Annotated in this window: 20 protein-coding genes; 10 read left to right on the top strand and 10 right to left on the bottom strand. The window is 70.5% G+C overall.

The window, feature by feature from the left end; all coding sequences use genetic code 11:
* Positions 1–82 precede the first annotated feature (82 nt).
* From CU254_RS33020 to CU254_RS32995, 6 genes are all read left to right on the top strand, one after another.
* Positions 83–985 carry a pentapeptide repeat-containing protein gene (locus tag CU254_RS33020; RefSeq protein WP_009083191.1) on the top strand — a complete coding sequence of 301 codons (903 nt, stop codon included), beginning with the start codon at positions 83–85 and terminating at the stop codon, positions 983–985.
* 33 nt (positions 986–1,018) lie between these two features.
* Positions 1,019–2,389, top strand: a complete 1,371-nt coding sequence (locus CU254_RS33015; RefSeq protein ID WP_009083190.1) for a cystathionine beta-synthase — start codon at positions 1,019–1,021, stop codon at positions 2,387–2,389.
* 115 nt (positions 2,390–2,504) lie between these two features.
* On the top strand, positions 2,505–3,941 hold the full coding sequence (locus CU254_RS33010) for a hypothetical protein (protein ID WP_009083189.1): 1,437 nt from the start codon (positions 2,505–2,507) through the stop codon (positions 3,939–3,941).
* Between the two features lie 227 nt (positions 3,942–4,168).
* Positions 4,169–4,714 carry a hypothetical protein gene (locus tag CU254_RS33005; RefSeq protein WP_199786047.1) on the top strand — a complete coding sequence of 182 codons (546 nt, stop codon included), beginning with the start codon at positions 4,169–4,171 and terminating at the stop codon, positions 4,712–4,714.
* A gap of 85 nt (positions 4,715–4,799) precedes the next feature.
* Positions 4,800–5,456, top strand: a complete 657-nt coding sequence (locus tag CU254_RS33000) for a hypothetical protein (RefSeq protein ID WP_050788336.1) — start codon at positions 4,800–4,802, stop codon at positions 5,454–5,456.
* Between the two features lie 101 nt (positions 5,457–5,557).
* Complete coding sequence (locus tag CU254_RS32995; RefSeq protein WP_009083187.1) at positions 5,558–6,715, top strand: cystathionine gamma-synthase; 1,158 nt, start codon at positions 5,558–5,560, stop codon at positions 6,713–6,715.
* A gap of 474 nt (positions 6,716–7,189) precedes the next feature.
* On the opposite strand, the gene CU254_RS32990 is transcribed toward CU254_RS32995, so the two are convergent.
* A complete protein-coding gene (locus tag CU254_RS32990) occupies positions 7,190–7,453 on the bottom strand; it encodes a hypothetical protein (protein ID WP_009083185.1) in 264 nt (87 codons plus the stop codon).
* A gap of 96 nt (positions 7,454–7,549) precedes the next feature.
* Here CU254_RS32990 and ilvA point away from each other — a divergent pair, with 96 nt between their 5' ends.
* Positions 7,550–8,752 (top strand): threonine ammonia-lyase, encoded by a 1,203-nt coding sequence (gene ilvA, locus CU254_RS32985; RefSeq protein WP_009083184.1) that lies wholly within the window; start codon positions 7,550–7,552, stop codon positions 8,750–8,752.
* 4 nt (positions 8,753–8,756) lie between these two features.
* Here the strand turns inward: ilvA and CU254_RS45090 are convergent, their stop codons facing one another.
* The 6 genes from CU254_RS45090 to hppD all read right to left on the bottom strand — a co-directional run bounded on the left by CU254_RS45090 (position 8,757) and on the right by hppD (position 18,247).
* Positions 8,757–10,793, bottom strand: a complete 2,037-nt coding sequence (locus CU254_RS45090) for a hypothetical protein (protein WP_100266953.1) — start codon at positions 10,791–10,793, stop codon at positions 8,757–8,759.
* A 40-nt stretch (positions 10,794–10,833) separates the two neighbouring features.
* Positions 10,834–11,685, bottom strand: a complete 852-nt coding sequence (locus CU254_RS32975; protein WP_009083181.1) for an immunity 49 family protein — start codon at positions 11,683–11,685, stop codon at positions 10,834–10,836.
* Positions 11,686–11,690: 5 nt separating this feature from the next.
* A complete protein-coding gene (locus CU254_RS32970) occupies positions 11,691–15,947 on the bottom strand; it encodes a hypothetical protein (protein WP_009083179.1) in 4,257 nt (1,418 codons plus the stop codon).
* Positions 15,947–16,252: a type VII secretion target gene (locus CU254_RS32965; RefSeq protein ID WP_009083178.1), complete on the bottom strand. Its 306-nt coding sequence runs from the start codon at positions 16,250–16,252 to the stop codon at positions 15,947–15,949. The genes CU254_RS32970 and CU254_RS32965 overlap by 1 nt, the downstream gene beginning before the upstream one ends.
* Before the next feature lie 30 nt (positions 16,253–16,282).
* Positions 16,283–16,846, bottom strand: coding sequence for a YbaB/EbfC family nucleoid-associated protein (locus tag CU254_RS32960; RefSeq protein WP_009083175.1), 564 nt, complete (start codon positions 16,844–16,846; stop codon positions 16,283–16,285).
* A gap of 201 nt (positions 16,847–17,047) precedes the next feature.
* A complete protein-coding gene (gene hppD / locus CU254_RS32955) occupies positions 17,048–18,247 on the bottom strand; it encodes a 4-hydroxyphenylpyruvate dioxygenase (RefSeq protein ID WP_009083173.1) in 1,200 nt (399 codons plus the stop codon).
* Positions 18,248–18,368: 121 nt separating this feature from the next.
* Here hppD and CU254_RS32950 point away from each other — a divergent pair, with 121 nt between their 5' ends.
* Complete coding sequence (locus tag CU254_RS32950) at positions 18,369–18,839, top strand: Lrp/AsnC family transcriptional regulator (protein ID WP_009083170.1); 471 nt, start codon at positions 18,369–18,371, stop codon at positions 18,837–18,839.
* On the opposite strand, the gene CU254_RS32945 is transcribed toward CU254_RS32950, so the two are convergent.
* The 3 genes from CU254_RS32945 to CU254_RS32935 form a co-directional block, all read right to left on the bottom strand.
* On the bottom strand, positions 18,823–19,626 hold the full coding sequence (locus CU254_RS32945) for a hypothetical protein (protein ID WP_009083168.1): 804 nt from the start codon (positions 19,624–19,626) through the stop codon (positions 18,823–18,825). The genes CU254_RS32950 and CU254_RS32945 overlap by 17 nt on opposite strands.
* A gap of 98 nt (positions 19,627–19,724) precedes the next feature.
* Complete coding sequence (gene greA, locus CU254_RS32940) at positions 19,725–20,225, bottom strand: transcription elongation factor GreA (protein WP_037715598.1); 501 nt, start codon at positions 20,223–20,225, stop codon at positions 19,725–19,727.
* A 187-nt stretch (positions 20,226–20,412) separates the two neighbouring features.
* Entirely contained in the window at positions 20,413–20,853 is a 441-nt protein-coding gene (locus CU254_RS32935; protein WP_009083166.1) for a DUF4307 domain-containing protein, read from the bottom strand.
* A 195-nt stretch (positions 20,854–21,048) separates the two neighbouring features.
* Between CU254_RS32935 and mca the strand changes: the two genes are divergently transcribed.
* Both mca and CU254_RS32925 read left to right on the top strand, forming a co-directional pair.
* Positions 21,049–21,963, top strand: coding sequence for a mycothiol conjugate amidase Mca (mca, locus tag CU254_RS32930; RefSeq protein WP_009083164.1), 915 nt, complete (start codon positions 21,049–21,051; stop codon positions 21,961–21,963).
* A complete protein-coding gene (locus CU254_RS32925) occupies positions 21,960–22,319 on the top strand; it encodes a hypothetical protein (protein WP_009083162.1) in 360 nt (119 codons plus the stop codon). The genes mca and CU254_RS32925 overlap by 4 nt, the downstream gene beginning before the upstream one ends.
* Positions 22,320–22,321: the final 2 nt, after the last annotated feature.

Below are 22,321 nucleotides of genomic sequence, written 5' to 3'. Positions count from 1 at the left end.
CTCACCATCTTGCCGCGTCCGGCGTCGGTTCGAAAGCCGAAGGCGACATGCACCACCATGCTCCCGTGGGAGGATTTCCGCCGTGACCGAGCGCAACCGGGTGTTGTCCACGCGCACGATCGCGTGGTGGGGGACCGGCATCGTGCTGCTGGCGGCCGTCGCGGCGGCACTGCTGCTCTGGCTGCTCGGCGGCGGCACCCCGGCGGATTCGTCGCGGCTCGACGCGCTGCGCACGGCCTCGAGCATCGTCGTCGGGACCGGCGGCGCGGCCGCGCTGCTGCTCGCCGCGCGCCGGCAGCGGTCCGCGGAACTGGATCTGGAACAGAAGGACCACGACGCGACCGAGCGCCGGATCACCGACATGTACGGCAAGGCCGCCGACCAGCTCGGCAGCGACAAGGCCCCGGTCCGGCTGGCCGGGCTGTACGCGCTCGAACGGCTCGCGCAAAGCCACGCCGACCAGCGGCAGACCATAGTCAACGTGCTCTGCGCGTATCTCCGGATGCCGCTGGACGGCACCGCCGAGGAGGTGCAGGTGCGCAAGGCCGCGCAGCGGATCCTGATGCTGCACTTGCGGCCGGGCGGCGGGGAGGAGCCGAACGGGTCGTACTGGCCGGACATCGACCTCGACTTCTCCGGCGCCCACCTCGTCGAGCTGACGCTCACCTATTGCCGGATCCGTTCCATCGTCTGTCACGAAACGACGTTCACCGGAAAATCGACGTTCTGCTGCACCGAATTCCGCACCAAAGCCGATTTCACCGACGCGGTCTTCACAGAACGCGCGGACTTTCGCGGCGCAGTCATCGGCGGCGAACGCGACGCATTCCGCGGTGCCCAGTTCGAACAGCACGCGGAATTCGCCGACGACGCGAAAGTCCGGCTCGCCGGAGCCCTCGCGAAACCCGGATACCGCCGCGCCTGGCCCGCCGGATGGGCGGAGGAACCCGGCGACGACGGCTGGCTCCGGCTGGTCCCGCGCTAGCCGGTCCGGGGCCCGGCTGTTTAGGCTGGTCGCGTGGAGTACGCAGAACACATCGTGGACCTCGTGGGCAACACCCCGCTGGTCAAGCTGAATTCGCTTACGCGGGGGCTCAAGCCGCTCGTGCTCGCCAAGGTCGAGTACGTCAACCCGGGCGGCAGCGTGAAGGACCGGATCGCGCTGCGGATGATCGAGGCCGCGGAGGCGTCGGGCGAACTGCGCCCCGGCGGCACGATCGTGGAGCCCACCTCGGGCAACACCGGGGTCGGGCTGGCCATGGTCGCCCAGCGCAAGGGCTACCAGTGCGTGTTCGTCTGCCCGGACAAGGTGAGCGAGGACAAGCGCAACGTGCTGCGCGCGTACGGCGCGCGCGTCGTCGTGTGCCCCACCGCGGTCGCGCCCGAGCACCCCGATTCGTACTACAACGTGTCCGACCGGCTCGTGCGCGAGATCGAGGGCGCCTGGAAGCCCAACCAGTACGCCAACCCGGAGAACCCGGCCAGCCACTACCACTCCACCGGCCCGGAGCTCTGGCGGCAGACCGACGGCAAGATCACCCACTTCGTCGCCGGCGTCGGCACCGGCGGCACGATCTCCGGCACCGGCAAGTTCCTGAAGGAGGTCAGCGACGGCCGCGTCCAGGTCGTCGGAGCCGATCCGGAGGGCTCGGTGTACTCCGGCGGCACCGGACGGCCGTACCTGGTCGAGGGCGTCGGCGAGGACTTCTGGCCGGAGACCTACGACCGGAACGTCGCGGACCAGATCATCCCGATCAGCGACGCGCACTCCTTCGAGATCACCCGCCGCCTCGCGACCGAGGAAGGCCTGCTCGTCGGCGGTTCGTGCGGGATGGCCGTGGCCGCCGCGCTGAAGCTGGCCGAGGGGCTGACCGAGGACGACGTCGTGGTCGTGCTGCTGCCCGACGGCGGACGCGGCTACCTCACCAAGGTGTTCAACGACGCCTGGATGTCGTCCTACGGCTTCCTCCCGCCGGATTCCTCCGGCGCGACGGTCGGCGACGTGCTCACCCGCAAGTCCGGTGCGCTGCCCAGCCTCGTGCACTCGCACCCGAACGAAACGGTCGCCGAGGCGGTGGCCATCCTGTCGGAGTTCGGCGTCAGCCAGATGCCCGTGGTCAGCGCCGAACCGCCGGTGATGGCCGCCGAGGTGGTCGGCGCGGTCAACGAGCGCGACCTGCTCGACGCGCTGTTCACCGGCAAGGCCCAGCTCGCCGACCGGCTGGAGACGCACATGTCGCCGCCGCTGCCCACGATCGGAGCCGGCGAGCAGGTGAGCGCCGCGATGAAGGCGCTCGAAGGGGCCGACGGCGCGTTGGTGCTCATCGACGGCAAGCCGGCGGGCGTCGTCACCAGGCACGATCTGCTCGCGTTCCTCGCCGGCCGATAGGCGCAACCTCACGGCGACCGGCCGGGGCGTCTGCGCGCGTTCTGGCCGGGCATCCGATAGCGTTACGGCCGAATAGAACTTTTTCGCGTCCTCGTCAAGGGGGTTCAAGACCCACATGAGTGCTCCGCAGCCACCGAACCAGCCCTGGGACGGCGGCCAGCAGCCGCCGCAGGGCCCGTCGAGTGGTCCTACACCGCAGCAGGACAGTCCCTTCGGCGCGTCGGAGCCGACCCAGGTGGTCCAGCCGGGCCAGCCGCAGCAGCCCTCGCACGGCGGCGGCGCCTTCGGCGACACCCCGGAACCGACGCAGGTCGTGCAGCCCGGACAGCCGGCTGACTCGAACGCCACGCAGGTGGTCAACCCCGTGAGCGCCGAGGGCAACGCCGAATCGACGCAGCTGGTCCCGCCGAGCCAGCAGCCGCAGAACATCCCGTACGCCCCGCCGCCGAGCGCGGCGGACAACCCGGCCGCGGTCGCCGGGTTCGGCGCCCCGCAGGGCTTCGGCCAGCCGGGTCAGCCCGGGCAGCCGGGCCAGCAGCCGCCGCAGGGCTTCGGCCAGCCGGGCGGGTTCGACCAGGGCGGCTTCGGCGCCCCGCCGCAGGGCGCGTTCGGCCAGCCCGGACAGCCGGGCCAGCCGGGCTTCGGCCAGCCCGCTCCGTTCGGCGCGTCCCCCGCGCCCTCGAGCGGCGGCGGGAACGCGCTGTACGGCTACATCGCCGGCGGCATCACCGCGCTGCTCGGCCTGATCGCGCTGATCGTCTCGTTCAGCTACATGAGCGACACCAGCGACTACTCGAAGCTGTACGACAGCTCGAGCCGCTACCAGAAGCTGTTCGACGAGGCCGGTCTCGCCTCGCCGGGCACGCTGTGGTTCTACGTGATCATGATCCTGGTCGGCGCGGTGGTCGCGCTGGCCGGCGGCGTCGCGCTGGCTCTCGCCTCGCGCGCGGCGGTGCTGCGCAAGCTCGCCCCGATCGGCGTGCTCGTCGGCGGCGTGCTGTTGCTGCTGTTCTCGATCCTGGCGAAGTCCGGGACGTCGGTCAGCAGCTCCTTCGCCGACAAGTACGGCGGCGCCGGCTCCAGCGCCACGAGCGGCGGCGGCATGCTGACGCTGATCCTCGGCGTCATCATCCTGATCATCGGCGTGGTCGCGATCATCCCGGCCACCTCGCAGTACGTCGGCCTCGGCGCGTCCTCCGGCGGTCCGGGCGGCCCCGGCGGCCCGCAGCAGCCGGGCGGTTTCGGCGGCGGACAGCCGGGCTTCGGCCAGCCGCACGGCGGCGGTTTCCCGCCTCCCGGCGGCCCGAACCCGAACAGCGGCGGCTTCCCGCAGCCGGGCGGTCCGAACCCGGGCAGCGGCGCGAACCCGCAGCCGGGCTTCGGACAGCAGCCGCCCCCCGGGTACGGCCAGCCGGGCCAGCAGCCGGGCTACGGCCAGCCGCCGCAGCAGCCGGGCGGCTTCGGCCAGCCGGGCCAGTACCCGCCGCCGGGCGGGCAGCAGCCCCCTCCGGGCTACGGCCAGCCGGGCCAGCAGCCGCCGCAGCAGTGGTGACTCGCTGAATCTCCGCGAAGGGCGCCTCCGTCTCCCGACGGTGGCGCCCTTCGTCTTTTCCGGTCCTTTTTTCGCGGGATTCGCACAGAACTGGTGGCCTTTTCCCCACCGTTCCGGCAGCCGGGGGAATTGCGCCGGACATGCGCCGCGGCCGGTCCCCAACCGCGCATTTCCCGGCTAGGGTGGGCGCCGTCCGAATCGCCTTTCCAGCCCGAGGGGGACTTGCCGTGAGCGGCCTGCACGGACTTCCGGCACGGCAGCGGGAACGGGAATTCTCCCCGGCGGAGCCGGCGCCGCGCCGGCCGAACGGAAGCACCGCGATCGCGGCCGGACTGTTCGGGCTCGTCGCCGCCGCGACGTCCGGCTATCTCCCGGCACGGCTGTTCCTCGACATTCCTTCCGGATTCAGCCTCGGCGACCTCTCGCCGCTGACGCTCGCCGACCTCGCCGCGTACCTGGCCGCTTCGCTGGTCTTGCTGATCGGCGCGATCGCGACGTTTTTCCGCGCCACAGCCGGTGCGGTCCTGCTCATCGCGGGCGCGTTGCTCGCCCTCGGCGCGCTTCTGCTGGAGCCCGCGCTGGGCGGTTCCCCGGCGTACGCCGAGTACTTCCGGACGCTGCTGCGGTTCGAGAATTTCGCCGCGCTGGACCGCGTCGCGCTCGCGGCGGCGGTGCTGTTCGTGCTCGTGCTGGCGGGGCTGCCGCGTACGTTCGGCTACCTGCGCTACCGCGTGCCCGTGGTACCGGTCTCAGCACCCTCACGACCTTGGTAAATCCTCCCCGAAAGCGGCGCGGGCCTGGCACGATACAGGCACCCCACCCGCCGTCCGGCGGGACCAGATACGCCGAGGACTCCCCGTGACTTACCCCCAGAACCCGCAGGGTCAGCCCCAGCAGCCGCAGAGCGGCCCGTTCCCCGGGCAGCCGTACCCGGCGAGCCAGCCGACGCCGGCCCAGCCGTACCCGGGCGCCCCGCAGCAGCCGTTCGCCCCGCCTGCTGCCGGTCAGCCGTACCCGGCGTACCAGGGCGGGCCCGGCGTGTACCAGCAGAAGCCGAACGGCGCGACCGCGATCATCGCCGGGATCCTCGCGATCATCGGCGGCATTTTCGCGATCATCTCGATCATCGTCGCGGTCGTCGCGCTCTCGGCTGTCCACGTCACGATCTGGCAGCTCTACGTGGGAATCGTCGTCTACGCGGTGCTCGTCGGCCTGCTGTTCTTCGGCGGCATCGGCCTCTTCCTGCACAAGCCCGCCGCCCGCGTGTGCACGATCGTCGGCTGCGGGCTGGTGATCGCGTACACGATCCTGAGCGCCGTCCTCACCGGAGTCGCGACCTCCGGGTACAAGGGCAGCGCCCAGATGCTGGGGGCGGGCATCGGCGGCGCCGTGGTCGCGCTGATCCCGCCGGTCGCGACCCTGGTGCTGGCGATCGTGAAGCCGACCGCGGACTGGGTCAACTACCGTCCGGAGGCGGCTGCCCAGGGCGGGTACCCCGCGCCGCAGGCCTGGTGACCTCGGGGCTGCCGGTGCGTTTTGTACCGGCAGCCTCTCCCGCATGGTGAGTTGCCTCCCAGCTGATGGGATTGTCGGGGGTGCCCCGTACCCTGGGACGCATGGCCGACGACTACTCCGTCCTGGGTTTTGAAACACGCGCGATCCACGCCGGGCAGCAGCCCGATCCCCGCACGGGTGCGGTCATCGTGCCGATTTACCAAACGTCCACGTACGCGCAGGACGGGGTCGGCGGCACCCGCGAGGGCGGCTACGAGTACTCGCGCACCGCGAACCCCACGCGGACCGCGCTGGAGGAAGCCCTCGCGTCGCTCGAGGGCGCCCGGCACACGCTGGCGTTCGCGTCCGGCATGGCGGCGTCCGACGCGGTGCTGCGCACGGTCCTGCGCCCCGGCGATCACCTGGTCCTGGGCAACGACGCGTACGGCGGCACGTTCCGGCTGATCGACAAGGTGCTCAGCCTGTGGGGCGTCGAGCACACGGTCGCCGACCTGAGCCGCATCGACGAGGTCCGGGCCGCGATGCGCCCGGAAACCAAGCTGATCTGGTGCGAGTCGCCGACCAACCCGCTGCTGGGCATCGCCGACATCGCCGCGCTGGCGGGCGTCGCCCACGACGCGGGCGCGCGACTGGTCGTCGACAACACCTTCGCCACGCCGTACCTGCAGACTCCGCTGGCCCTCGGCGCGGACATCGTGGTGCACTCGACCACCAAGTACCTGGGCGGCCACTCGGACGTCGTCGGCGGCGCGGTCGTCACCAACGAGGACGAACTGCGCGAGCAGCTCTTCTACCTGCGCAACGCCGCCGGTGCGGTCCCCGGCCCGTTCGACGCGTGGCTGACCCTGCGCGGGCTCAAGACGCTCGCCCTGCGCATGGAACGGCACAGCGACAACGCGGATCTGGTCGCCCGCACGCTGGCGAAGCACCCGAAGGTCACCAAGGTCTACTACCCCGGCCTGCCGGAACACCCCGGCCACGAGGTCGCGGCGAAGCAGATGCGCCGCTTCGGCGGAATGGTGTCGTTCCGCGTAGAGGGCGGCGAGGAGGCGGCGCTGGAGGTCGCGTCCCGCACGAAGCTGTTCGTGCTGGCGGAGTCGCTGGGCGGCATCGAGAGCCTGATCGAGCACCCGGGCAAGATGACGCACGCCTCGACGGCAGGCTCGACGCTGGAAGTCCCGGAGGACCTGATCCGGCTGTCGGTCGGTATCGAGGACGGCCGGGACCTGGTGGCGGACCTTACGCAGGCGCTGGGCTGATCTTTTCGCGACGACGGGGCATCGGGCTGGGTTCCGGTGCCCCGTTCTCGTTCGAGGTGCTGACCGGGGACTGCCTGGCTTGCCGTTTCGGGGCGAAGTTCTCGCAGCTGGCGCGGTGCAGTTGCGGGGAAACTCGGTGCCGGGGGAAGCCTTTCGTGGGCACGAGCGCTTCGGCGGGTTTCGCCTGTGAGTGGGGGTGCGCGAGGGCGTGCGGGTTTGCTCGGTGTGGCTGCCTTGCCGAGTGTCGGGCGGGGTTGCCCGTGAGTGGAGGCGCGCGAGGCGAGCGGGTTCGCCCGGAGAAGCTGCCCTGCCGAATCTCAGGCTGGGCCTCGGCTGATATTGCCTAGCGGAAGTCGGTGCCGGTTGCCGGTGAATCCGCCCGGCCGCCGTCTCGACGAAGCGTTCTCGCCACCTGAACCCGGCGAAACCCCTTGCCGCCCAAAGCCAAGCTGCTCAGCTCAGCCGAAGCGTGGATCAGGGCTTGCTGTTCTCCGGCTGGGCATTGGCCTGCCGGGTCCCGGTCGTCGTCGGGAGGTCCGCGCCGTTGATGCAGCCGCCGACCAGTTCGACGTGATTGTCGTGCCGGATGTACTGGGCGGGGCCGGCGCAGCCGGCCGCTTCGACGGTCGCGAAGGCGGCTCCGGTGAGGGCCACCGCGGACAGAATGCCCGCGGCGAGCGGCAGCAGACCGGTGCGGGACTGGGCCCGGGAGGTGGTCCCGTGCTGCGCGCGTGCCATGGTCGCACTCCCTGGTCATGTGTGGCTGCCGTGATCCAGGGTACCGGTCCGGCGGGCGGCGCACCCCGGCCGTCCGTCGGTGGCATCATCGGCGCCATGGAACTGGTCAGCGTCGAGCGCATCCAGGAAGCTCGGAAGCTTCTCGAGGGCATCACCCGCGTCACGCCGATGGAGCACGCCCGCGACCTGCGCCGGCTGCACGGCGGCCCGGTGTATCTGAAGTGCGAGAACCTGCAGCGCACCGGTTCCTTCAAGATCCGCGGCGCCTACACCCGCATTCACGGCCTGACCGCCGAGGAACGCGCGCGCGGCGTCGTCGCGGCCAGCGCGGGCAACCACGCGCAGGGGGTCGCGCTGGCCTCGTCGCTGCTCGGCATTTCCTCGACCGTCTTCATGCCGCTGCGCGCTCCGCTGCCGAAACTCGCCGCGACCCGCGGGTACGGCGCGGAGGTCCACCTCCACGGCGCGGTCGTCGACGAAACCCTCGCCGAGGCCATCGCGTTCTCGGAACGCACCGGTGCGGTCTTCATCCACCCGTTCGACCACCCCGACGTCATCGCCGGTCAGGGCACCGTCGGGCTGGAGATCCTCGAGCAGGTGCCGGGCGCGAAGACCGTCCTGGTCCCGACCGGCGGCGGCGGGCTGGTCGGCGGCGTCGCGGCGGCGGTGAAGGCGCTGCATCCGGAGATCCGGGTGGTCGGGGTCCAGGCCGAGGACGCCGCTGCTTATCCGTCTTCGCTGGCGGCGGGCGCGCCGGTCCGGCTGCGCGACGTGCACACGATGGCCGACGGGATCGCGGTCGGCGAGCCGGGCAAGGTCAGCTACGCGCACGTCCAGTCATTGGTCGACGACGTCGTGACGGTGACCGAGGAATCCTTGTCCCGCGCGGTATTGCTGTGCCTGGAGCGGCGAAAGCTGGTCGTGGAACCGGCCGGAGCCGCTTCCGTGGCCGCGCTTTTGCAGCACCCCGGCGCTTTCGAACCGCCGGTGGTGGCGATCCTCTCCGGCGGCAACGTGGATCCCGTGCTGCTGCAGCAGATCATCCAGCACGGCATGACCGCCGGCGGCCGCTACCTGAAGCTGCACCTGCGCGTACCGGACCGGCCGGGCTCGCTGGTTTCGGTGCTGTCGTGCGTGAAGGACCTGGGCGCGAACGTCCTCGACGTCGAGCACTCCCGCATCTCCGGCAGCCTGGCCCTCGGCGAAGTCGACGTCGCCCTCGCCCTGGAAACCCGCGGCCCCGAGCACTGCAAGGAGGTCGAGGCCGCCCTCGCCGACGCCGGGTTCACCGTCGTCTGACTGTCTACTGTGGACGCTCCGGCAGCCGGGCGCTGAACCACAGCGGGAGGTAATCCTCGTCGCGCGGGTAAAGCTCCTGGTCCAGCGCGTAATCCTCGGGACGGGGCGGCGTGTGGAACGCCGGTTCGTCGTCCTCGTTGAAGCTGGCCTGGTAGTTCGACGGCGGGTCGACGACCAGCGACAGCGAGTACCAGGTGCCCCGTCCTCGCACGTACTTGGAGCGCCGCAGTTCGGCCAACGGCCTCGACAGTTCCCGCGCGACCGGGACTTGTCGCGTGCTCCCGTCCGCCATCCGCGCGCCGCATGCGAGATTCGCGTGCCTGCCCAACGCCATGAAGTCGAAGGCGATTCGCTGCCACCCCTGCGGAGCCGCCGCGACGAGTGCCGTCGAGATCTCGCCCAGCAGCTGCTCCGGATCCGCCGTCGGTTCCGCTTCCCGGGGACGGCTTTCCTCAGCAGGCGGGCTGGTCATCGCCGCCAGCATCCGGTCCCGCGTCGCCTCGTCCACCTCCGGCACGGTGTATCCGACCGCCCGGATGTGCCCGACCAGCTCCGGATCTGGTGAAATCCCGTGCTCACGCAGGTAATAGGCGACCGCGCCGGGCCACACCCAGCTGCCGTCGGTCCGGAAGTTCAGCGGAACCGCGTCCGTGCGCGACGGATCGAAGGCATCGGTGTCGTTGCTGCGCGACGCCAGGATGACCGGCGCGTTGTCGAGATACGCGAGAACCCGCTCGCGTTCTTCCGCCGACAACGCTTCCCGCTCCACGACCGGATTTTCCGCCTCGTCGAACCCGTCGTAGACGCGCGGCGTCCGCAACTCACCCGGCGAGCCCGGGGAATCCCCTTTGGGGACAACGGCTTCCGACTCGGACTTCTGTGACGCAATCTGAGCCGCCGCGACCTCACTCGGCTCGGACTGCGCCTCATCGCCATCGGACGCCGAGGCTGCCTGCTCAAGATCAGGCAACGGCGGGGTAGCGGCCACAGGCGGAGTCGTGTTGGGCTCGTCCACGGGGAGCCCCGGGACAGAGTCCGCAGTCGAAGTCGGCTGATTCTCGGTTCCCGGCAACGGCGGCGGCGCGCTCGGCTGATCGACCGGGAGCGCGGGAACAGAGTGCTCTGCGTCCGCGGCCCGTTCCGGATGCGCGGCAGACCCAGCCGAGGATGGCGGGTTTTCCGCCCCAGCCGACGGCGGCGGGGTGCTGGGCTCCGGAGCCACGGCAGACCCGGTCGAGGGCGGCGGGTTTTCCGCGCCTGGCAACGGCGGCGGCACCTGCCCAGGCAACGGCGGCGGCGCGCTCGGCTGTTCCGGAGTCACGCCGGGTCCAGCCGAGGACGGCGGGTTTTCCGCCCCAGCCGACGGCGGCGGGGTGCTGGGCTCCGGAGCCACGGCAGACCCGGTCGAGGGCGGCGGGTTTTCCGCGCCTGGCAACGGCGGCGGCACCTGCCCAGGCAACGGCGGCGGCGCGCTCGGCTGTTCCGGAGTCACGCCAGGCCCAGTCGAGGGCGGCGCATTCTCCGCACCCGGCAACGGCGGCGGCACCGCAGGGTTCGCCCCAGGAACAGGCGGCGGAACCGGCTGTCCAGCAACACCACCAGGAACCACCCCGGCCCGCTGCCGCAACCACGGCGGCACGAACCGATCCTCGCGCGGGAAGAACCGCAGCTCGTCCTGGAAGCCGATCGGCGGGGGCAGCTGCCGCCACCGTGGCTCGACGTCCGGCTGGTAGTCCGCGTACGGCGGCCGCTGCGGGGAGAACACCAGGGTCGCGCTCAGCCACGTGCCGCGGCCCGGCTGGTACATCCCGGTGCGCAGCACGCCGAGCAGCCGCGGCAGATCGGGATGCGGCTGGACCGGGTAGGTCCGGTTGTCCGGGGCGAGCACGGCGACGTCGACTTCGACGTGCCGTCCCGCGGCGCGGCAGACGACCTGCAGCTGCTGCCAGCCCGCGGGCAGCGCGGCCGCGGCCGCCTGGCCGATCTGCTGGACGAGCTCCTGCTGCTGGGCAGCGGTGAGCGGCACCGGAGGCCGGGTCATGGGGTCAGCGGCTCCTCACCGGGCGAACGCTTCATGCCGTTCAGCCGTTCTGCGGCGGGAGAATGCCCGCGAGCAGGTTGGCCGGCGTGTAACCGGACTGGACGTCGAACGTCATCCCGACCGAACGGGCGAGCACCGCGACCGCCAGCGGGGCCAGTGCGAGGAAGCCCTCCGGGTCGGTGGAGCGGTCCTCGGCGGTCCAGTACTCGCGGTGCCGCTCCAGCGCGGAGACGAACGCCTCGGCGAACTTCTCCGAGTCCCGGCGCAGCACGTAGTAGAACATCCGGATCGGCGGGTACACGAGCTGCAGCATCGCCGCCGGAGGAGTGAACTGCGCGGTGTCCGGGTCGGTGCCGTCCATCGCGGGCAGGAACATCTCCGGGGTGACCTCGCGGTGCGCGAGGAACGTCTGCAGCGTCTCGACCCACGGGTACATGTAGGCGTCGTGCTCGATGCCCGACGCGCGCAGCACGTCCAGCGGGACCGCGGCCAGCTGCTGGATCAGCACGTCGTCGCGCTGGATCACGGCGAGCCAGGCCGCGGTGAGCCAAGCCGCCGGGTCCGTCCGCGGCGTCGGGCCGGTGGCCGCGAAACGGCGCGGGCGGCCGATCACCGCGTCGACCTCCTGGCCCTCCGGCGCGCACGCCGCGGTGAAAGCGGCGGCCGCGGCCTGCGCGGCGAGACCGAGGTCGCCCCAGGTGTCCGGGTCCTCGGCGTCCGGGTCGACGACGCTGCGGTACTGCGCGAGCATCAGCTCCCGGCGCAGGACGTTCGCCAGCGCGCTGGTGTCCTGGGTGATGTAGTCGAAGTAGAAGGCCACCTGCGGCGACAACTTCTCGATCTGCTTCCACGCGACGTCGATGCTGACGGAGTGCCTGGGAACGGCGGTCATCTATCTCATTCCTCACCGGACGCTGGGGTCAGCGGCGACTGGTAGTCGTAACCGTTGAAGGGTTTGTAGGCGTAGCCGAGGTTCTTGTGCGTGTGCTCGGTCTGGTCGACCAACGCCCGCACCTCCACATAATCGAGCCTCTTCTGGAGCTTCGCACGCTCGAGCGCGTCCGCGAGGTCGGGGTCGGTGTGGGCCATCTTCTTGACGATGTCGTCGAAGTACTTCGGGTGGCCCTGCCGGTAGGTGCGCATGTCCTCGGGCACGTACCGCGTGCTGGGCTGGCCGCCCGGCCCCTTGGCCTCGTGCACGATGTAGTGCGGTTCGCCGCCGTTGTGGTAGTCGACCTCCCAGATGTGGTCGAAGTTCCCGGCTCCCGGCTTCTCGCCGTCGATCGGATGCCGCGGCGTGATGTCCGCGCGCACGTTCCCGTCGCCGTCCACGATCTGGTACCGGTGGCTGCCCTCGGGTGCGTCCGGGTGTTCCCGGACGTCGAAGTGCTGGTCAGGATGGGCCTGGGTGAACTCGCGGTGCAGCCGGTCGCGCACCGCGTGCCCGGACGCCTCCTCGCCCAGCTTCTCGGACGCGTCGTTCTTCGCGTTGTGCGCGTCCTTCCACTCCGGGGAATCCTTCGGGGTGTCGTTCAGCTCGTGGTACTTGGTTTCGCGATCGTGCACCTTCTGGTCGATCGCGTCGTAGTCCTTCTCCCGCCAGTTCGACGTGTCGGAATGCGTTCCGGGCACGTGCTGTTCGGCGGGAGCCTGGTCGTGCTGGCCGTTCCCCGAGTCGTGCCCGGCGTGGTCGCCCTGGTGCTGGCCGCCGTCGTGCTGGCCGCCGTTGTGCTCCGGGGCCGTCGCGTCGCCTCGCTGCGGGGCGTGCGTGCCCGACCGCGCGTCGTCGTAGCCCATGAACTCCGCCGCCGGCCGGTCGTGCTTGAACACCGGCTTGCCGTCGACGAGGTCCACCGGGTGCGGCGGGTTCTCCGGATCGACCGCGGAATGCCTGATCCGCAGCTCGGTGCGCCCGGTTTTCTGGTCGGTCCACTCGTAGTAGTGCTTCTTGATGTACTCCGGGTCGGCGAGGTTTTCCCGGGGCGTGCGGCCGTCCGGGCCGGGCCGGTCGCGCCAGTCGAGGTCGTCGTCGTCCCCGTCTTCGCCGCGGTGGCGGGAGCTGTCGGCGTCGATGTCGTGCGGGTCGTGGTGCTTTCCGTCCGGCGCGAAACCGTCGTCGCCGACGTGGTGCGCCGTGCCGTCCGGACGGTGCACCGCCCATTCGCCGTCCGGCGGGATCCGCGGCCGCATCCGTCCGTCGGGACCGATTTCGTAGTCGGACGAGAAGACGCGGCCGTGCGAATCGGTCCACGCCGGCTTGCTCGGCGCCAGCACCTCGGTGTCGAGGTCGCGCGAAAGCCGGTGCGCGAAATCGTTCGACCCCGCGTCGCAGCCGATCAGCCGGATCGGCCTGCCGTCGTAGTTTCCGTTGTGCCGCAGGACATCGGCGAACTCCTCCGGCGTGTACAGCCGGTCGCCGATGCGGGCGTGGCCGTCCGCCGTGACGTGCACGTCCACCGTGTACCGCCCGTCCGGGTCCGGCTGGACGCGGTGCGGCAGGTCGCCGAGTTCCGGGTCGCCGCGGTGGTACGAGCTGCCCGCCGGGGTGTCCTCGGCGTGCCGGTGGTTGACCTCGTCCGGCGACAGCGGCTCGTCGTGGTGCGGCGGGGCGCCGTCGGGGCCGGGGTCGTCGTGGTGGTTCGACCCGTCCGAGTCGTGGTGCTTCGGGTCCTGGTGCTCCGGAGCGGCGTGCTCCGGCTTGTGCTCGGACGCGTCGCTGCCCGGTTTGTTTTCCGCGCCGTCGTGCTGCCCGGGCTTCTTGTCCGGGGCGGCGTTCTCCGGCTTGCCGCCGTCCTTCGGCTTCCCGGGCTCGTCGACCTGGGGTTTGCCGTTCTGCGCCGGGGACTCCTTCCCCGTCCGCGGTGTTTCGCCGGGCTTGGCGGGCGGCGCGTCAGTACGAGCACCGCCGCGTGCGACGGGCTCGGGAGAGCCGTCCGGACGCCGTGCGCCACCGCCTGCTTCCGGGCCGCGCTGGGCTCCGCCGGGACCGGTCGCGACAGCCGCGGCTGGGGGCGCGGAACCGTCGCCGGACCCGCGGTTCGCCGACGCGGGCGATCCGCCGCCGGACGTCGGTGCCGGTTCCGAACGGCCGAGACCCGGTTCCGTACCAGGCCGTTTGGGCTGACCGGCCTCGCCGCCGTCACCGGGACGTTGCGGACCGCCGCTCGACGAATCCGCCGGACGCTGCGGCGAGGAACCACCGCGTCCGGTGGAATCGCCAGCACGCGGCGAGGAACCGCCGTCACCAGTGCGCTGCGGAGCCGAACTGCCGTCGCCAGTGCGCTGCGGCGTCGAGGAACCGCCGTCGCCAGTGCGCTGCGGCCCGGGCCCGGAACGATCCGGCGTGCGGCTCGGGCCGCCACCGTCCGCCGTACTCGGCCCGCCACTCGGCCGCCGACCCGAAGGCCCGCCGTCCGGAACCCGGTTCGGTGCGACCTCGGGCGCCCGCGACCCTGGCGTCCCGGTCCAGCCGCCGCCGCTGGGCCGCGGCGACGGACTGCCGCCGCCAGCCGGGGCACTGGTCGGACTGCCCCCGCCGCCCTGCTGTGGAATTCCTCCGCCCGCCGGACTCTGGTTCGGTGCCGAACCGCCACCGTCGTTCGAGCGGATGTGCTGCGGGGGAGCGGATTGCGGGGAAGGCGCGTCCGTGCGAGGCGGGGCGTACCCGCTCGCCGACGTCGAGTCGTTGCTGCTCGAATGATGCGGACTCGGCTCGTTGCCGCCGGAATGCGTGCCGCCGCCCGACGACGAGGACCCGCCGGAATGCGGGGCGCCACTGGAGTGCGGCGTCGTGGACGGCGCGCTGACCGAGGACGGGCCGTCGCTGTGCGGCGAGCTTTGCGGCGAGTACGAGCTGTCCGAGGAACCGTTTCCACTGCGGGAGGTCGGGCTCGAATCACCGGCCAGCGTCGACGGGCTGGAGTCAGGATGGCTCCCGCCGGGGCTGTCGGAACCACGCCGGGTCGACGACGTCGCGGTGTCTATTGTGGACGGTCCGGTGCCGTCCGGTGCCGAGGAATGCGAGCCCGGCGACGACGGGCTGTCGCTGCTCGGGCTGTCGGATCCGTTGCGGCCGCCGGAATCGCTGGAACCGCCGGAGTGGTCGCCGGGCGTGTCGGAGCCGTCCGAACCGTTGTGGCTGCTGTTCGGGCCGTCTCCGCCGTCGGCGTTGTCCGAGCCGTTGGAGCGCCGCGAACCGGACGGCGAGCCGGGTTCCGCGTCCCCGTCGCCGGATCCGCCGTGGTGCCCGCCGCCAGAGCCGCCGGAGCCGCCCGCGCCGCCGCCGGAACCGCCGCGGTGGAAGAAGCCGCCCGCCTTGATGTTCTTCGTGCTGATTACGTCGAGGCCGGTGGCCTTGCCGGCCAGCTTGCCCAGCACCTTGATGATCTTGGTGAAAACCTCGGCGAGCTTGCCGAGCAGCGGCGAGACCCGGCGCATCGTCTCGCACAGCTTCGTCAGCAGCTCGCTGATCTTCTCGCCCCACTTGGAAATCGCCGTGACGGCCTGCGCGACCACCAGCGGCGTCCCGAATCCGAGCGAGAACACCTCCTCCATGACCCAGGAGATCAGCTTGCCCACCAGGTCCGCGATGAGCTGGCGCACCAGGCCGCGCACGAACGCGACGACCTGGCCCATGATCATCGTGACGGTGCCGATCGCGTTCGCGACCGTCGCCGCGCCGCCGATCGCCTCGGCCGCCTCCGCCGCGGACTTGCGATAGGCGTCCGCGCCGTCGCCCTTCCACTCCGCGGTGCCGGTCTTGACCGCGTTTTCGAGGTCTTTCTGCCGTTCCTGCAACGCTTTCGCGACGTTGCCCCAGGTGTCGGCGTAGGACTGGATCACCGGCGGGTTGCCCGCGACCGAGTCCAGCATGTCCTTCAGCGGCTGCACGTGCTCCATGAGGAACGACGCCACCGACGACATCAGGTAGCCGAACGGGTCGATCGCCGCGCCCGCGATCTCGCCGGCGAGGCTCGCGACGCCGAGCCCGCCGGAAACCCAGTCGCCGTCCGCGATCCCCTTCCACGCGTCGGTCGCCGATTCGGCGATGTTGATCCCGGTGGCGTAACCGTAATCGCCGTTGCCCTCGGTGAACGGTCCCGGTCCGTCGCCGTCCTTTTTGGACTCCGCGACCAGCGGATTGGCGTCGGGCATCAGTCGCTCGCCTTCATCGAACCGGCAGCTTCGCCTTCGTAGCTGTCGTACGCCTTCGCCGCGTCGCGCACCTTCTGCGCCTGCGCGTCCATCGCCGTCACGGTGTTCTGCAACGCCTCGATACCGTAGTTCTCGACCGGGTCGAGCATCATCCGGAACGGCTGGCAGAGAATGCCGTACGCGTCAGTGGGCATGCTGACCTGGTGCGCGGCGTCGACCGCCTGCTTCAGCCCGTCGGCGAGCGCGTCGAGCTGACGCGCGTGCGCCTCGAGATCGCCGCCGATCTCGTAACCCCTGGGTGCCATGGTTTTTCTTCCCCCTGGAACGGCTTGAAGTCAGGACAGGATCGATCCGCCGAAGTCGTCGTCCTCGTCCGACGAACTCCGGCGGCGGCGTTGCTGCTGCTGCGGGGGCGGCGGTGCGGGCGGACCTGCCGGACGCGCCGGCGGCGGTGCGGGAGCCCCGGTTTCCTCGGCGTCCTCGGGCAGGAACCGGCGCACCCGGTCGGGTCCGGACTCGGCCGGTTCCTCGGCGGGCGGCGCGGGAAACGTCCGCTGCGCGTCCGCCACCAAGGTTTCGGTGGTCTCGTCGCCGCCGACGGTCTCGGCCGCGGCCTGCTGCAGCAGTTCGGGGATCCGGGCCTGCGCGCGCTGCACGAGCCGCAGCACCTCGGCGGAGACGTCGGCCATCTTCTTGCCCGCCGCGGAGTCCGCGAGCACCAGGTTCTTCAGCAGCCCCTTGGCATCCACGGTGACCTCGACCGAACCGTCCTTCGACCGCTCGGTGACGGTTTGGCCCTGCATGCGCTCGGCCATCGCCTGGTAGCGGGCAGCGGTCTGCTGGAGCTGCTTGGTCCAGCCCTCGATCATCTGCTCGCTGGCGTCGACGCTGTCCGGCATCGGGCCCCTTTCTCCGCGGTGACGTCTCCAGAATGACGGACGCGCGACCCCGTCGGTTCCGCGCGGGTCCGAATTGGGACGCGCGGCGCGAATCACTATGTGCTGCCGACTACTGTACGCGAACTTCCGGTTGCGCGCCGTAATATTAAACGGCCCGCCCGCGAAGGTTCGCGGACGGGCCGGGGAAAGGGAAGGAGCGGATCAGAGGTTGCCGCGGCGCTCCTGCTCGCGCTCGATGGCCTCGAACAGGGCCTTGAAGTTGCCCTTGCCGAAGCCGAGCGAACCGTGCCGCTCGATCAGCTCGTAGAACACGGTGGGCCGGTCCCCGATCGGCTTGGTGAAGATCTGCAGCAGGTAGCCGTCCTCGTCGCGGTCGACCAGGATCCGGTGCTCCTTCAGCGTTTCGATCGGCACCCGCACCTCGCCGATCCGGGCGCGCAGCTCGGGGTCGTCGTAGTACGAGTCCGGGGTGTCGAGGAATTCGACGCCCGCGGCGCGCATCGCGGTGATGGTGGCGATGATGTCGTTGGTGGCCAACGCGATGTGCTGGCAGCCGGCACCCTCGTAGAACTCGAGGTACTCGTCGATCTGCGACTTCTTCTTCGCGATCGCCGGCTCGTTGAGCGGGAACTTGACCCGGTGGTTGCCGTTCGACACCACCTTGCTCATCAGCGCCGAGTAGTCGGTGGCGATGTCGTCGCCGACGAACTCCGCCATGTTCACGAAGCCCATGACGCGGTGGTACCAGTCGACCCAGTAGTCCATCTTGCCGAGTTCGACGTTGCCGACGCAGTGGTCGACCGCCTGGAACAGCCGCTTCGGCGCGCCCTCGGGCCGCTTGACGGTGCCCTCGCGAGGTTCGTAGCCGGGCAGGTAGATGCCGTTGTAACGGGACCGGTCGATGAGCGTGTGCCGGGTCTCGCCGTAGGTCGCGATGGCCGCGCGGCGGATCGTGCCGTGCTCGTCGGAGACGTCGTGCGGCTCCTCGAGGATCGTCGCGCCCTCCTTGCGGGCGTGTTCGACGCACTTGTCGACGTCGGTGGTCTCCAGGGCGAGGTCGACCACGCCGTCGCCGTGGCGGCGGTGGTGGTCGAGCAGCGGGGAATCCGGCTTCACGCCGCCGGTGATCACGAAGCGCGCCGAACCGGACTTGAGCACGAAGGCCTTGTGGTCGAGCTGTCCCGTTTCGGGGCCGGAGTACGCGACCAGCTGCATGCCGAACGCGACCTGGTAGAACCACGCGGTCTGGGTGGCGTTGCCCGCGATGAACACCACCGCGTCCAGTGCCTTGACCGGGAACGGGTCGGTCGAGGCGTCGTGGTCCACCAGTCCGACGAGCTGGCGGAGCTGGTCGTAGCTGACGTCGTCGAGTGCGCCGTGCGGATCCATCGTGGAGGTCATGCACTGAGCATGAGTCGCGCCCGGCAAGCTGCGCAACGGTTTCCGTTTCAGCTGGACAATATGTTCAGCTTATCCTGGAGAAGCTCGGTCATCTTGGACAACCTGCGCAGGGAGAAAACCGGTGCTTGACTCGCTCGACGCGCGACTGCTGCTGTTGCTCACCGACTCGCCTCGCCTCGGCGTGCTCGAATGCGCGCGCCGGCTCGGCGTCGCGCGCGGCACCGTGCAGGCGCGGCTGGACCGGCTCACCGAACGCGGCATCCTCGGCGGCTTCCCGCCGGAACTCGATCTGGCCGCGATGGGCTACAGCCTCACCGCGTTCGCCGTGCTCGAAATCGCGCAGGGCAAACGCGCCGGTGTCGCGGAGGCACTGGCTGCGATCGACGAAGTGTGCGAAGTGCACGCCACCACCGGACAAGGCGACCTCTTCGTACGCCTTGTCGCGCGTGACAACGACGATCTGCAACGCGTCATCGACGAAGTGGTTGGCGTGCCGGATGTCTTGCGTACGTCGACTTCGATCGCGTTGTCGACACCAGTGCCGCCGCGAGTGCGGCCGTTGCTCGAACGGACGGCTAGGACACGTACGTGAGATAGCGCTTCGCGGAGCGCTGTACGACGTTATGGCCGTCTGTACGCACGATGGCGTCCCACCACGCGCCGTAAATGGCGTCGAAAGCGTACGGCTCCAACAGTTCCGCGGCGTGCCGTACGACGCTCGGCCGCTCCGGGATGAGGTTGGGGTAGCTGTACATGAAACCGACGTGCGTGCGGTCCGGCACCACCTGCACGATGTCGCCGGTCAGCAGTGCGCCGCGGCCTTCCTCGCCGTCCGGCCAATGCATGACGGTGCCGCCGGTGAAGTGCACGCCGAGGTTGATCAGCTGGAGATCCGGCGAGACGTCGAGCGTCGTCCCGGTCCACAGCTCGATCGACGGATCCGGCCTGCCGATCCACTGCTGGTCGTTCTCGTGCAGGTAGACCGGGACGTCGAAGGCGTGCGCCCATTCGACCATCGTCGTGTAGTAGTGCGGGTGGCTGATCGCGATGCCGGTGATGCCGCCGAGTTCGGCGATCTTGCCGATCAGCTCGTCGTCGAGGTAGGCGGAGCAGTCCCAGAGGAAGTTGCCGCTCGCCGCGCGGACCAGCAGCGCGCGCTGGCCGATCGCGAATTTCGGGTCCGAGCCGATGCCGATGAGCCCCGGCCCCTGCTCCTCGACCCGCGGCTTGAGGTCGCCGTCCGAGCGGAGCGCGGCCAGGTCGGTCCACTTCTGCCCGCCCGGCGGAACGTACTGGCGCTCGTCCTCGCAGATCGGGCAGTCCGCGCGCGGGGCGGCGTACTGCGTCCCGCAGGTCAGGCAGAGGGGGTGGGTGCTCATCGGTGTCCTCCAGTGGTTCAGCTGAAAGACACGCTAGACCGCCGAACGCGCGCCGGGCCACGGAAAACCGGGCGGGCGCGCGTTCGGCGGAAGACGGGTCAGGACTCGGTGTAGGGCACTGCCTTGACCAGGGTGACCTTCATGGTCTTGCCGTTCGGCAGCTCGTACTCGCGGGACTCGCCCTCCTTGGCGCCGAGCAGCGCCTTGCCGAGCGGCGATTCGGGGGAGTACACGTCGAGCGCGCCCTCCGCGCCTTCCTCCCGGGTGGCGAGCAGGAACTTCTCCTCCTCGTCGTCCCCGTCGTACTTGACGGTGAGCACCTTGCCGGGGCCCGCCGTGCCGTCGTCGTCCGGAGCCTCGCCGACCTTCGCGTTGCGCAGCAGCTCCTGCAGGTGCCGGATCCGGGCTTCGGCCTGGCCCTGCTCTTCGCGGGCCGCGTGGTAGCCGCCGTTCTCCTTGAGGTCGCCCTCTTCGCGGCTGTCGTTGATGCGGGCGGCGATGACCGGACGATTCTCGATCATTTCGTCGAGCTCGTGCTTGAGCCTGTCGTAGGCATCCTGGGTCAGCCAGGTCACCTTGGTGTCGCTCACGGTCACCATCTCCTCGTAGGGCCTGCCAGGCTTGGGTGTACAAGCCGGCCACCGCGTACGCACGCGGCTGAGATAAAGGAAAAACACGGCCCGTCGGGGGCCGTGCTGGTGTACGAGCGTATCACGGCAGGACAGGTCGACGCCGGTCCATTTCACGCCGCGCGGACGCTCGCCGCGCATTTCACTCCGTTGGCCGCTACGGGGTTGACAGATAGCGTGGTATGGAATACGAGCAGCCGAACACGTCGGCGGTCACCGGGGTCCCGATGCTCTTCACCACCGTGTTCACCCTGCTGTGGCTGGCCCCGGCGGGAACCAGCACCTCCCGGCGGCCGCTTTCCGCGCCGGACTTGTCGCGCACCCGGACGACGCACACGCCGGGCTTGCTGTCGTCGTCCCGGGTGACGTTGAGCGTGACCTGCATCGCGTCGCCCGGCCGTTCCTCGAAGCCGACGCGCTCCGCCTCGATCGGGGTCTTGCCGAGGTTGAGGTAGTAGACGAAGCCGATCGCGCCGCTCACGACCAGCGCGACGGCCACGAAAAGCCACCTCCGCCAGCGCTTCGACGGTTTGCCCTTGCCCGCGGCGCCGTACCGGTCCGCGGGCCGCGCCGGAACGGCGTCGCCCTCGGCGGTCACGGTCTCCCCGCTCTGCAAATCCGGGCCTCCGGTCAAACTTGTCGTACCCCTGGGGACAATAGGCGGTGCGGCCGGTCCGGGGCACCACCCTGGTCGAGTATCCGCGACCCGTTCCGGCGGCGCGGAGCCGGGGCGGTTTACCGCGGCGCAACCGGGTGTCACGGAATAACAGGACAGGAAAGGGCCGTTCGGACCATGGTGGGAGCCGACGAGCTGACAACAGAAGACCGCAAGCAGCGACTGCGCCTGATGGCGGTGCACGCCCATCCCGACGACGAGTCGAGCAAGGGCGCCGCCACCATGGCCAAATACGTCGCCGAAGGGCACGAGGTCATGGTCGTGACCTGCACCGGGGGCGAGGCGGGCAGCATTCTCAACCCGGCCATGGACCGGCCGGACGTGCTGGCGAACATGACCGAGATCCGCCGCGAGGAGATGGCGCGCGCGGCGAAGATCCTCGGCGTGAGCCACCGCTGGCTGGGGTTCATCGACTCGGGGCTGCCCGAGGGCGACCCGCTTCCGCCGGTGCCGGAGGGCTCGTTCGCGGTGATCCCGCTGGAGGAGGCCGCCGAGGCGCTGGTCCGCGTGATCCGCGAGTTCCGTCCGCACGTCATCACGACCTACGACGAGAACGGCGGGTACCCGCACCCGGACCACATCCGCACGCACGAGGTGTCGATGGCGGCCTTCGACGCGGCGGGCGACCCGGAGCGGTTCCCGGAGGCGGGCGAGCCGTGGCAGCCGCTCAAGCTGTACTACATGCACGGGTTCTCCAAGGCCCGGATGGTGGCGTTCGACACCGCGCTGAAGGAGGCCGGGCTGGAGTCGCCGTACGAGGAGTGGCTCAAGTCCTGGGACCCGGACCGCGCCGACATCATGGAGCGGGTGACGACCCGGATCGAGTGCGGGGAATACTTCGAGGTGCGCGACGAGGCGCTGAAGGCGCACGCCACGCAGATCGACCCGACCAGCCGCTGGTTCGCCGTACCGCTGGAGATCCAGCGCGAGGTGTGGCCCACTGAGGAGTACGAGCTGAACCGCTCCCTGGTGGACAGCACGCTGCCGGAGGACGATCTGTTCGCAGGCATCAAGGAGAAGGTGAGCCCATGAGTTTCGGTGTGCCGGCCGTCGCGGTCGTCCCGCTCACCGCGTCGGCGCTGGTCCTGTCCCAGCAGCCGGACAGCGGGGACAACGGCGGCCAGGGCGAGGACTTCGGCAAGTCCTCGCCGGTCGGCCTGCTGGTGCTGATCCTGTTCCTGGTCGCGGTCGTCTTCCTGGTCCGGTCGATGAGCAAGCACCTGAAGAAGGTGCCGCAGACGTTCGACCAGGAAGAGGCCGCTTCGGAGACTGGTTCCGCGGACGGCTCGGTTTCGGCTGAGGCTGAGGCGGATTCGGAGACGGCACCGGCACCGGCTGCGGCTGCGGAGAAGAAGCCGGACGCGGCGACGGCCAAGAAGAGCGACTGACC

Source organism: Amycolatopsis sp. AA4, from assembly GCF_002796545.1.
Lineage (GTDB): Bacteria > Actinomycetota > Actinomycetes > Mycobacteriales > Pseudonocardiaceae > Amycolatopsis.
Note: the sequence above shows the minus strand (reverse complement) of the source record. Positions and strands in the feature narration are given on the sequence as shown.

What these genes read in the sequence shown, in the direction of transcription:
- CU254_RS32965 (WP_009083178.1), bottom strand. Translation starts at nt 16,252, where the DNA reads ATGGCACCCAGGGGTTACGAGATCGGCGGCGATCTCGAGGCGCACGCG.
- CU254_RS32970 (WP_009083179.1), bottom strand. Translation starts at nt 15,947, where the DNA reads ATGCCCGACGCCAATCCGCTGGTCGCGGAGTCCAAAAAGGACGGCGAC.
- CU254_RS33010 (WP_009083189.1), top strand. Translation starts at nt 2,505, where the DNA reads ATGAGTGCTCCGCAGCCACCGAACCAGCCCTGGGACGGCGGCCAGCAG.
- CU254_RS32990 (WP_009083185.1), bottom strand. Translation starts at nt 7,453, where the DNA reads ATGGCACGCGCGCAGCACGGGACCACCTCCCGGGCCCAGTCCCGCACC.
- CU254_RS32945 (WP_009083168.1), bottom strand. Translation starts at nt 19,626, where the DNA reads ATGAGCACCCACCCCCTCTGCCTGACCTGCGGGACGCAGTACGCCGCC.
- CU254_RS32995 (WP_009083187.1), top strand. Translation starts at nt 5,558, where the DNA reads ATGGCCGACGACTACTCCGTCCTGGGTTTTGAAACACGCGCGATCCAC.
- CU254_RS32960 (WP_009083175.1), bottom strand. Translation starts at nt 16,846, where the DNA reads ATGCCGGACAGCGTCGACGCCAGCGAGCAGATGATCGAGGGCTGGACC.
- ilvA (WP_009083184.1), top strand. Translation starts at nt 7,550, where the DNA reads ATGGAACTGGTCAGCGTCGAGCGCATCCAGGAAGCTCGGAAGCTTCTC.
- CU254_RS32975 (WP_009083181.1), bottom strand. Translation starts at nt 11,685, where the DNA reads ATGACCGCCGTTCCCAGGCACTCCGTCAGCATCGACGTCGCGTGGAAG.
- CU254_RS45090 (WP_100266953.1), bottom strand. Translation starts at nt 10,793, where the DNA reads ATGACCCGGCCTCCGGTGCCGCTCACCGCTGCCCAGCAGCAGGAGCTC.
- hppD (WP_009083173.1), bottom strand. Translation starts at nt 18,247, where the DNA reads ATGACCTCCACGATGGATCCGCACGGCGCACTCGACGACGTCAGCTAC.
- CU254_RS32925 (WP_009083162.1), top strand. Translation starts at nt 21,960, where the DNA reads ATGAGTTTCGGTGTGCCGGCCGTCGCGGTCGTCCCGCTCACCGCGTCG.
- mca (WP_009083164.1), top strand. Translation starts at nt 21,049, where the DNA reads ATGGTGGGAGCCGACGAGCTGACAACAGAAGACCGCAAGCAGCGACTG.
- greA (WP_037715598.1), bottom strand. Translation starts at nt 20,225, where the DNA reads ATGGTGACCGTGAGCGACACCAAGGTGACCTGGCTGACCCAGGATGCC.